Annotated in this window: 4 protein-coding genes and 1 pseudogene; all 5 read left to right on the top strand. The window is 47.6% G+C overall.

From position 1 onward, the window contains the following. Positions 1-400 precede the first annotated feature (400 nt). The 5 genes and pseudogenes from AC1S8V_RS24725 to AC1S8V_RS24705 all read left to right on the top strand — a co-directional run bounded on the left by AC1S8V_RS24725 (position 401) and on the right by AC1S8V_RS24705 (position 12158). Positions 401-1666, top strand: a complete 1266-nt coding sequence (locus tag AC1S8V_RS24725) for an S-layer homology domain-containing protein (protein WP_482071158.1) — start codon at positions 401-403, stop codon at positions 1664-1666. Positions 1667-2065: 399 nt separating this feature from the next. Next, entirely contained in the window at positions 2066-5185 is a 3120-nt protein-coding gene (locus AC1S8V_RS24720; protein WP_482071157.1) for a DUF5704 domain-containing protein, read from the top strand. A gap of 182 nt (positions 5186-5367) precedes the next feature. Further along, on the top strand, positions 5368-10302 hold the full coding sequence (locus AC1S8V_RS24715) for an RHS repeat-associated core domain-containing protein (protein WP_482071156.1): 4935 nt from the start codon (positions 5368-5370) through the stop codon (positions 10300-10302). 2 nt (positions 10303-10304) lie between these two features. Then, positions 10305-10832, top strand: a complete 528-nt coding sequence (locus tag AC1S8V_RS24710; RefSeq protein ID WP_150364202.1) for a hypothetical protein — start codon at positions 10305-10307, stop codon at positions 10830-10832. A 196-nt stretch (positions 10833-11028) separates the two neighbouring features. Next, positions 11029-12158, top strand: a pseudogene (locus tag AC1S8V_RS24705) (IS3 family transposase). Positions 12159-12372: the final 214 nt, after the last annotated feature.

Raw genomic sequence — 12372 nt, 5'->3', positions numbered from 1 at the left:
AGATAATAGAGTTAAAAGGGAAAAGAAGAAGTGCAGACGTTAGCAAGAGCTATAAAGTAACTTCATCAATATGGATTGAACATAGAAATATCTTTAAAATTATTTCTATCAGATCTATTGAGGGGTTATGAGGAGAAACACAATCTCGGGTATAGATTTATTGATTGTGTTAAGTGTGGCATGCTTTATGCTATTCAAAGGTAACTATACAAGGAGAAATAAGTCTTAATACCTATGAGTGGACATCGTGTTATGGTAAAATATTCACGGAACTAGAATGGGATATATTGCTTACTATTTTATTTAAATAAGTCCTATATATTCGATAATAGCAAAATAGTAGATTCAAGAAAAAAGGTACATAGGCATGAAGGTTCCACAGAAAAAATAAAAATGGAGCGTGAACGATTTGAAAAAAGTAACACAACTCATATTAAGCGGTGCATTAGTATTTGGAATCTTCCCTTTCACCGGAAACACGAGTCAAGCAGCCGTGACTTCATTTAAAGATGTGCCTACGACCCATTGGGCGAAAGCATCGATCGATGCAGCGGTAGCAAAAGGTTATTTCAAAGGTTATAGTGACGGTACATTTAAGCCTGGAGCGACAGTAACACGTGCGGAATTTGCAGTATTGCTAGCCCGAGTAGCTAGAGGGACGCCGGAAACGGAGCAAGCTAATGTGTTTAAGGATTTGACAGGGCATTGGAGTGAGGTAGAAGTTAATCGTGCGGTAACCTTTGGTTTTCTGAAGTCTTCGGATTATCCGAATGGGTTTAAGCCAGGCACGGCTTTGACGCGAGAGGAGATGGCAAAGTGGCTCAGCTCAGGACTTGCAGCGCAAAATGAAGATTACAAGCAAGCGCTGAAGGATACAGAGAATACGCTAGTGCCTGTGGCAGAATATTACAAGGGTGGGTTAAAGAAAGCAGCCTATCCCTATGTGTCGGTGGTATTGGGAACTGGATTGATGGGCGGGTACCCAGACGGTACGTTTGGTCCGGGGAAAACAACCACACGAGCAGAGGCAGCAGTTATTTTATCCCGTTACGAACAGGTACAGAAGAGCAAGGCAACGTCGTATAGAGATCTGAATGAAATGCGCGAGGTAGGTCTAACAGGAACGAATCTGACTTCTGCGACGCCATTTGTTTACAGTAAATATGAGAACGCAAACTATTTGAATAGTTTTGACTTGATAACGGAGAAACCTTTTTCACTTCGTAACAATCTTGGAGAAATGATAGTCCATCGAATGATCATAGCCGACGCCCCCACTGCTTCGACTGTGAAGAATATGTATGGAAAAATGTTTATCGATAAAGATTTTGACAGATTCATTGATGAAGATCGCTACATGGTTTTTATGGAAGTAACAGTTACTCCTAATGGAAATAATCTTAGCAATCTTGCCTTAGCTAACTCGACTGGATATCGCTTAACTAGTGGTGCAGCAAGTAATTTTACAAGTGGAGCTATAAAAAAATATGGAATAATAAACTTACCAAGGGTAGATTATGTGAAATCTGGCTTTTTCAAAAAAGGGGTTTCTAAGCGATATTGGATGGCCCAATCTATCAATCGATATCGTTCGGAGGATGTTACTTTAAACGGTTCATCTATAAGGGTCGGTAACTCCCTTACGTCATTTTATATACCAAATTGATTAGAGGATGTACATATGAAATTTAGAGGTCTGCGAAAATGTATAGTAATATTATCTGTATTTATTGTATGTAGTAACTATCAGATGATGTTGGTTTTTTCTGCTCCGGGTAATTCTACTAAAGTTATTGCTGTGAGTTCTAATCCAGAGGATAGGGAACCACTTACTGCTTCTGTTGCATCTCCAGTTGGTCCAACGGGTTATCAAAAAGTTGTAAGAAAAGTTGATGGGGTACGGACAGCTAATCCGGGTGTATATTGGGTCCAAAGGGATGATGGAAAGTGGGTTGCTAGATCATCTCGAGGAGATGAGATTGTTAACAGCGTTGGTCCTCCTGAAGCACCTTGGCCAACATTAGGAGTTGTCAGGGATAAAATAGATTTGTATGACTCACATTATATGGCTCGTGAATATAGTTATTTTGAGGGTACTCCAGTTGAAAATATAAATATGGTTACTGAAGCGCGTATATCAAAAGTTACTACAACGGATCTACAAGGTCGCACCTCTTATATTAGTGATTTAGAGCTTACAGGGCAGAACACAGCAGTTTTGCTTACTTCCGAAACGGGGAGAGCCAATTTTCCAGACATACCTACTAAGTATAGAGAAGAATATAATGATGACGCGGTTGGTAATGGTAATAATGGATATCCAAAAAAAACAGCTTTATATTTAACTCCGCTCACAATAACTTGGCGAGGAAAAGTTGTAGAACAAAAGAAAATTCGTCTTACGGGAAGCCAGCGACTGGCGATTGATGAAGAGGCCTACCTTAAAGGTGAGGTGGCTACCATGAATCCTGGAGAGGCAGACTTTGGGAACTGGGTAGATATCTCCACTCGTTCGGGTGTGGAATGGAAATCAGACCAAAGTAGTGTTGTAGAGGTCAACCCAAGTGGAAAGATCAAAGGCATAAGCCCGGGGACGGCAAAAATCTCTGTACGTTGGAAAAGCGGCGATCCATATCAATATGATCTCATTGCGTACTTAAACGTGACCGTAGGAGATGGCCCGACCCAGCCTGAACCTGGTGGAGTTGCAGGTTGTACATATACCATTAATCCACCGAATGAAGTAGCCTCACCACAAACTGCATTTATGGACCCGGGGGCTCAAGGACATATTCTGGCGGATGACCCAACCAACGGCATTCATTTTGATGTCACACGAGGGATTCCGACGTCGGAGCATCTCTATGCCAATACGTGGGCGATGAACTATTTGTTCCAGCATACCTTTGGCAAGCAACAAGGCACGATTACCTATGATTGCACTGCCGACATTACATATGTTCGCACCTGGAAGGTGGAGCAGCCTGACCTGCCGGGACCGAATGGGACGTCCATCCCGCAGGAAGATACCGAGGATTCGGATACGGTTGATGTGAAGTACACGTTCAGCTTTGACCGAAACTATAGCTATTGGAACATCAATAACGTCGAACTGTATTCGATTGAGCAGGCTGAAATGGAAAACTATGCTCTCCCTGATGGAAGTCGGATTATACTCAGGCCACAGGGGTATACACCGCCGGACTTGGAGATGGAGCACGACGAAGACGTGGAGATCCATGTCATGCCGAAGGAAACAGGAGAAATTAGCTATGTTCCCGAGGTACTAGCGACTGAGGGGTACGAGCCTTTAGACGTACCTGATGATACGGAGTTACTGAAAGGGATGGCCGAAGACCAAACGGGTCCACCCGATGTGAAGAACGATGCGCTCGACTTTACCTGGGAGGGTTCGACGACAAACGTCATGGATGGCAGCACGGTGGTTGAAAATGGACCAGACCCGACGCAAATCCCGGCACCAACGAAGATTGGCTCGTATAAAAATACCGGGGAGCAGGTGCTGTATGAAGATCGGTTGTTGATTCCCCGGACACTTTTGAATAAAGCGGATACGGAGTCCACGGGAGAAATCCAATATGCCCTTCATCCAACGACCTTGGGCGGCAGTGGAGGAAAAACGTTCTCTGTCGATCCGATCAACACCGTCACCGTCCATACCCCAGTCGTGAACTACTCGCTCGTTTCGGATGATCAACCACATAACCAGAAAACGATGCCGAACATGAACCGGTCGGCGCTCATTTTGGAGCGACCATTCACGGTTCGCATCCCGACCAGCGGACAACATCTGGATGCGGGGTCCTACCCAGGATATGGCGATCGGGATTACGCTAAATATTATCGGATCAAACAAGTCCGGTTTCCTTTTGACGTGTACAGTGCTGACCGAACGCAATTTTATCCGCGAAACACGTGGATCGACATCCAAGTACCTGTACTGGATACGACCTTCTATCTGCCTGTCTGGGTGGATGAAGGAGACTACCAGGTGGAATTCCGGAATATCGCTGAAAATGCCCCGTCGAATTTTAGTACCGAGTCGGAGATCGACGCCCAGCCCGATGCCAACACAGACCTGTACTACCATGCCGCTTCGGACGAAGTATCTGTGGAGGTCATTGGGCGACTATACGACTTTGAGATTACCGATATCGCCGACTATAACTGGGAGCTGGTCTTCCGCCGTTTCAAAAATAGCCTTGCGCCGACCTGGATCAGTTACTGGACCGGCACGCAGGATATCGATGGAGACAAGCGGGGGAACAAACCCCAGTTTACTGTCCCGATTCGCCCGGGCAGTCACCCCCTGCAAGGGTACCAGAATGTGGCGGTGAAAACGGGATATCACTTCAAGTTTGATTTTAAAACAAAAGGTAACATGTTTGGCCCACGAGACGGCATTCGTCTCACGCCAACCTTTGATTTTGTGAGTAAGGATGGCCGTACGCGTGTGCCCGTGGATCTGTATTACTCTACCAGCCAACGGAATTTTATTCGCATCGGTTCGACAGAAGATCAAGTGAAGCGGTTCGTGATTTTGAACGATCGGCTACGTCAAGTTCCGTCCGAACAACTACGAGATACAGCGACGTACAAATACAACCGATATGGTGAAATCCATCCGGGGATGATGAGTGAACGAGCGTATCAAGATTATTATCGAGACAAATTCACGAAAATGAAAACACCCGTAGGTGGGTATAGCCTGCTGCTCATGCCAGAACAGTTGCGGACATTTATCGGTCCGAAAACCAATATTCCCACCAGCGCCAGTGCAGATGTCCTGCGTGCGAATGCAGCCATTCAACAATGGTACGGGGAATACAGTCTACCTGCTGAGCCCTATGTGGTACAAGCGGGAACAAACTTGGCGGAGTATGGACGTACGCATGGTGGATTGGATGCTAAATCGCCGATCTTCTTGAAGGATGGGTATATCGTGGTGAACTTCAACTTCGAGTCCATTCGAGAGGGAAATCTGGCGGCACCGCATCTGCAATATATCCATGCCCCACTGATGAATCAATGGTTGCTGGAAGGATTCCAGCGTGAGGTAGAGGATAGCTATGGAAACAGCTTTACATTGCGGGACGGAGACGTAGTCTTTTACCATGCCGATCGCTCTAGCCGCGATGATTTCAGTGCGCAGGTACCGCATTAGTTTCAGATGTAGAAAAGAGAAATAGCAGGATATAGTCTAGTCGTATTTTAGAGAGAACGTTGTAGAGCTTATGCGGTATGCCTTACGGTGTACCGCATTTATTTAGAACGATGAGCAAAGTAAGAAGTATCAATTTAAAAAATGAATTGCAACGCCATTGTACATAGAAAAGAGGAACAGCCATGAAATTGGAAGTCAGCCTATCTGACCTGAAGCGGACCTCAAAAAGTCTGAACGGAGCCGCGGATGAGATGGGGGATCTGCGCGCGGACCTGAATCGGTCCATGAACAGCCTAAGCTATAAAACCCTCAGCCAAGGTGGGGTACAAAGTACGTTCACCCACCTGATGCGGGAACTGGACGGCTTGCAAAGCAAGCTGGAACTGTTGTCGGAGTTGACCCGTCGCAAACGAGAAGAATATGAACAAGCGGACCGGGAGGGCAAAAAATTCAACTGGGGGAAGCTGGCGAGCTTCCTCACCTTTGCATTGGGGACGGTGCTGGATTTCTTGCCTGTCGTCGGCAATGTGAAAGGGATTATTGAGGCCATCACGGGTCGGGATCTGCTGACCGGAGAGAAGCTCGCATGGTACGAACGAGGTCTTGCCGTGCTGGGACCGCTGGGGAAAGGAGCCAATAAAGCGGCTTCCCTCTTTAAATATGCGGATGAAGCTATGGATCTGACCGGGAAAGCGGTGAAGCATGCGGACGACGCTGCAGATGCAGCAAAAACCGTCGGTCGCAACGCGGATGAAGCGATCGATGCGATCCCGACCAGCACGAACAAGGCGGGCGTACCCGGGAACTCGACCCGAGAAGCCGGAGAGGATATTGCCGGAGCGATGCCGAAGTCGACCAAGGCAGGCGAAGCCCCCGCGGGCTCCAGGGATACAGGTGACGCGCCGATGACGAGTAACAAACCAACGGGCAAAGCAGACGATGCGCCAAGCGATGCCGGGTCCACACGCCACGATACGGGACTCACCGATGCCGAGAAAGCAGCGGCTGCAGCAGGAACGGCGGCAGGAACGGGCTCTGCAGCGGCCGCTTCGATGATAAAGAAGACACCCGGAGGTAACGCTCCGAAAGGGGCAGAGGCACCAGGGGCGCCCAAGTCGAAGGATATCGATTCTTCGCCGCATCAACCATCTACGGGGCGAACCACCGAAACGCAGAATCCTCAGAAATCACATGCAGAAAGTAAAGTGGAGGACCCGATTCACGCAGCGACCGGTCATCAATTTATGAATCACCGTCTGCTGACGCTGCACGGAGCAGCCGACTGGCCCTTTACCCTAATCTACCATTCGGGACTGTTGCAACGGGGAGAGCTAGGCCCGGCTTGGACACATCAATATGGTCTGCGGTTGGACATCACTCCAAAGGATTCTCAGATCGAAGTCGAAGCTAGTGATGCATTCCAACCCATCGTGGATGTCTGCTGGACACCGGGACGGAAAAACCGATTTACGCACCAAGGGGACGGCTGTTACCGCAGTGATGACCTGGATGTGAACCATGACGAGCTGAGCTACACCGAGCAGGGTTGGCTCTATACAGCCCGTAGTCCGCGCGAGATGTACCAATTCGATCTCAATGGCGTACTACTTCGTCACACCAACAAGGACGGATTGTCACTTGATCTGGTCTATGATGAAGAAGGAAAACTCCAGCAGTTGCAGGACCGGGTCACGGGACGTGTGCTGGCACTGGACTACACCGCGGAAGGGAACCTTGCCGCGGTCAGGGATGCCTTGCGTGAAGCGACATTTGGCTATGATAGCGCAGGATTCTTGGTGCGTCTAACCGAACCGGACGGTACGATCACGGAAATGACCCATGACGGCGAAGGGCGTCTGATGTCGCTGAGCGAAGCCGGCGTTGTTCAGTTTACCAATACCTATGACGAGAAGTACCGAATCATTGCGCAAACCGACCCATCCGGTGTAGCAGGGCAGATGGCGTATGATACCGAGAGTCATCCGGGTCAGACCTGGACTACCGTGACCAATCGGCTGGGTCAGGCGCGCATCCTTGTGCACGATGATGCCTTGCAGCTCCTCGAAGTGCATGCCGAAGACGGCGGGATTACACGTTATACCTACACGCGACAAGGACAGATGGCCAGTGCGACGAATCCGCTGGGCGAAACCACGACGTATGTCTATGATGAGGATGGGCATCTGATCCGCGAAATCGACCCACTGGGTCATGAAACGGAATATCACTATACCGCGCACCACCAAGTTGCGCGTGAAACGGATGCCGAAGGCGGCGTAACCAACTACCAGTACGATGAACAACAACGACTGGCCGAAGTGACCCGTCCAGATGGCAGTACAGCCAAGTGGACCTACACCGAAACCGGACAAACCGCCACGTATCAGGACTTCACGGGAGCCATCTGGACCTATGTGTACAGCGAGACAGGCGAACTGCAGCATACGCTGGATCCGGAAGGCCGACGTTTACAGGTGGGCTGGGATGAAGCAGGCCGACTGGTCGAACTGAAGGATGCCTCAGGAAGTGTGAGCCGCCGGAGCTACGATGGTGCAGATCGCCTGACATCTATCACCGACCCGCTGGGCCTCACATGGCAGACTGTGTATGATGCCAGTGGGCAGCGCATTCGGGAGACCCGTCCGTCTGGAGCCTCCATGCACTATACGTATACGCCAAACGGTGAGGTCGCGACCATCACCGATGCGCTCGGTCACACTCGGCAGTATACCTATGATGCCGAAAACCACCTGATCGCCGAAACGAATGCGCTCGGTGAAAGCACGCAGCTATCCTATGACGCCGCAGGTCGATTGCAGACCGTGACCGATGCATTAGGACACATCACACGGTATCACTATGATGGTGCAGGTCGCCTAGTCTCCGTCATCGATGGCGAAGGTCGGACCGTCCAGCAACTGACCTATGATGGCGCAGGACGCCCCGTGGCATGGCAGGATGGACTCGGCCACATGACGCGGCTGCGGTTCAATGCCCTCCATCAACGCGTCGAAGATACCGACGCGGATGGTCATACCCGCCATTATCGCTACGATGCCGCGCACCGCCTGACCGAAGTCATTCAAGGCGAAGGGGCAGATGAAGTGACCTATCGCCAGACATGGGATGGGGAAGAGCGCAATACGAGCTACACCGATGCCAGTGGAAACGAGACCCGTCTAACCTATGACCGCAGCGGACGCTTGCTGCAGGAAACAAATGCGGCAGGTGCACGGACGGCGTACAGCTATGACGAACGCGGCTGGCTACGTGCCAAGCTGGATGCCAAGGGACAGGAAACCCGGTATGCGTATGATGCTGCGGGCCGCCTGATCCGTGCCACGGATGAAGCGGGCGAAATCGTGCTGACCTATACGCCGGATGGACAAGTGGCGCGTGTGCTCGAAGCGGAGCAGCATGAGGAACGAACCTACGATGCGGCAGGCCGATTGCTTACCCGAACCGATGGGTTTGGTCATCTACTGCAATATGCGTATGATGCCGCAGGCCGGATGACGGCACTGACCTATCCAGATGGCAAAGTGGTGCAATACCGCTACCAAGCCACGGGTGAACTGGCTGAAGTGAAGGACTGGAACGGCCGCCTGACCCGGTACCGCTATGATGCAAGCGGGAAGCTCATCGACACCCGGCGCCCGAACGGCAGCCAGGAGCAACGGGAATACGATGCCGCAGGCCAACTGGCTCGCCTGACGGATACGAGCGGACAAGGCATTCGTTTACAGCAATTCAAGTACGAATACAGCCCAAGCGGCTTGCTACTGAAGGAAGAAAACAAACAGTACACGTACGATACCTTGAAACGCCTGCGTAGTGGCGCCGAGCCAGGTCGTGTTGTACACTACACGTATGACCCATCCGGGAACCTGACAACCGAACAACTAGGGACATCTGAAACGGAATCCACGAGCATTTCGCCCACGCAGCATCTGCACTATACCTGGGATAACCGGCTTCAGCGGGTAGGGGACTATCCCGTCGAGATCGATGCCAACGGAAATCTGCTGTATGCGACCGATGGTAGCACGGCTTCCGCTTACGAATACGATGCCCGAAACCGTCTGGTGAAGGCAGGCAAGCTGAAGTATCGGTACAACCCTCAGGGGGACCGGATTGAACTCGCCCAGCGAGGGCAAATTACCCGCTATGTCATTGACGATGCGCATGAACTGAGCCGAGTGCTGATGGAGCTGGACGGGGAAGGGCATGTGAAAACCCGTTACATCTATGGTCTGGGACTCATCGGACGCGAAGATGCCGACGGAACGTATCTGAGTTACCACTACGATCTGCGCGGTAGTACGACTTTGCTGACGGATGAACAAAACCGGGTGACGGACCGCTATACGTATGGATTATATGGCGAACTGGAGCAACATGAAGGATTAACCCAGCAGCCGTTTGCGTATAATGGTCGAGATGGGGTCATGACGGATGCCAACGGATTGTATTACATGCGTGCACGGTACTATGATCCGAAGCTGAAACGGTTCCTGAACCGGGATGTAATTCGCGGAGAGATTCAGGATGGGCAGACGTTTAACCGGTATGCGTATGTCAACGGGAATCCCGTAAGTTACATCGATCCGTTAGGGTTGAGTAAGTGGGAAACAAAGTCTGAGGGTGCGAGTAAAGGTGATGTACCACGGATACCATCCGATGAAGAGTTACTAAGTTCTGTTAGTGAGTGGTCTAATATGCAGAAATCAATAGCACCGTCAAATAGAAAAAGGGATCTTTTTAATACGGCCACTCTAGCTTACGATGCAAAAACAGGTAATTACTATTATGGTATGAACAAAGGAGTGGATCTAAGTGGAGATGTGAAAAATACAGTGTTATTTGGAAACAAAAATCAAGATGGGATATTGCCTAAAAATTCTCTCAATGATTATAAGGTAGGAAATTGTTCAGAAGTAGATGCAATTAACCAAGCATTGAATCAGAATGCGAAATTAAATGACTTATATTTAGTTACGATCGAAACAACACGTTCATCTTTTGGAAAAACAAAATTGGCTTGTGAAAATTGTACAAGCACTTTCAAGGGGACGGTTGCTGATGCTATAACGGGTTGGACTAAAGGAGAGAAGTAGACATGGATATGGAGCAATTTAAATATATATCGTTGAGAGGTAGGGTAGCATATGGGATAAGCTGTTTTGAAAACATAATTTTAACTCTCAAATATGATGTTAATGATTGGAAGCTTGTATTGAACTATTTATGGGAATTTACTAGTACTCAATATTTAGATGATTGGAATGAAGTTGTAGTTGAATTAATTCCTGAAAATTTACTGGAGTTTCAAACTTATGAAGAACATGAGTTTGAGCGATTGAGTAAAGATGAATTTCTATATTTATTTAAATTATATCAATATATTGATAGATCGATAAATACTTCAATTAGAGATATTTATGAATTAGGTATTAGCCATGCTTATTCTGTAATTGAAGGATATGGTGAAAATAGTTTGAATTCATTGCAGAAGATTATCAATTTTATGAACCACAGTAATTTCCCTTTACCAGATATTCAGTCATTTTTGATTTACTCTATTAAAGAAAATAGAGGATGGGGTGATAAGTTTGACGGTACAAAAGTATCGAAAATAATAAATTAGTTGATTTTATAGTATGTGTTTGTTTTTATTATCTTATCATCAGTTATAAATTAGGCTATATTACGAAAATAAAAAAATACCACAATATGCGCTTAGAGCTTTGGACTGACCCCATAACGTGAGACAAATCAAAACACCTTTAAGAGAATGAAACCTTGTCGTAAGATAAGGAGATCATCTTGAAGGTGTTTTTGTAATGGCATCAAGAGTGAGTTATCCCGTGGAATTAAAGATGAAAGCCATAGAAATGAGATTGGAAGAGGTACCCGTGAAAGAGGTTATGGATCAGCTCGAAATACGAAATAAGTCACAATTAAAAACGTGGATGATATGGTATCGAAAAGGAGAATTACATCCCTTAGATCAACCGGTTGGTAAGCAATATAGCTACGGAAGAGGTCCAGAACACAAGACAGAACTCGAAAAAGTAAAAGCAGAAAACCGATTTTTGAAACAGCAACTGGATCTGCTAAAAAAGTACAATAAACTCGAAAAGAGGTGGAAGCAAAAGTCGTTATCGCTTGGGTCCAGTCCATTCGAAAAGAAGTGACGATGTCTGAGGCTTGTGCATGGCTTGGAATTGCTCGAGCGACATACTACCGCTGGAAGACAGCTCGGGAGAGCAAGTGTCCAGATCCGATGGTCGTGAAAGTAGTTCAGCTTTGTACTCAGCACTAGTTCCGGTATGGATTGGAAAAACACTGCCTTGCTTCGGATTGAAGGTCCCATAAATCATAAACGAATACAACGAATTATGCAGTACGAGGTTTTACAATGTCGAGTGAGAATGAAAAAATGAAAGAACACGGGGCAACCTGCAAAACATGCGGAACATCTACTATGGTGCAAATTTAATGCAGAAACTCCTTTGCAAAAACAGGTGACCGACATTACTTATTTGCCTTTCGGTAATAAAATGTTATACCTTTCAAGCATTTTGGATCTGTACAACGGAGAGATTGTCGCTTACAGTATAGCGGACAAGCAGGACACATCCTTGGTTTTGGATACGCTAGAGCAACTTCCAGAGCGGACAAATATGCTGCTCCACAGCGACCAGGGTAGCGTGTATACTTCTCAAGTTTACCAAACTGTAATAAAGGGGAAAGGCATTACAATGAGCATGTCCCGTAAAGGAACGCCCGCTGATAATGCCCCCATTTAGTCGTTTCATTCCACACTAAAGTCTGAAACGTTCTACCTCGAAGATCTTAGGTGCACAACGACAGCCATCGTTGAACAGAGCGTTTGAGATTACATCACTTACTATCAGATTCAAGCGAAAATAACCAGTCTCCGATAAATTTCCGAAGACTGGCTGCTTAAACTTGCAAGGTGTTTTGATCTCTATATCATAAAAGGGGTGCAGTCCCTATTATATGGAGGAGGGTTCATCTTTGTCTCTCAACAATAAATAAGAGTCTTAGGCAGTCACAGCCGCAAAGGTAAAGTTCTATAAATGACGGATTGTAATATGAAGTGCGACACCCGCTGGAAATAAAAAATGGCTCATAGCCTGATTCGTGTAGAATGAAAGTTA

The organism is Paenibacillus sp. B46(2026) (genome assembly GCF_056786355.1).
Note: the sequence above shows the minus strand (reverse complement) of the source record. Positions and strands in the feature narration are given on the sequence as shown.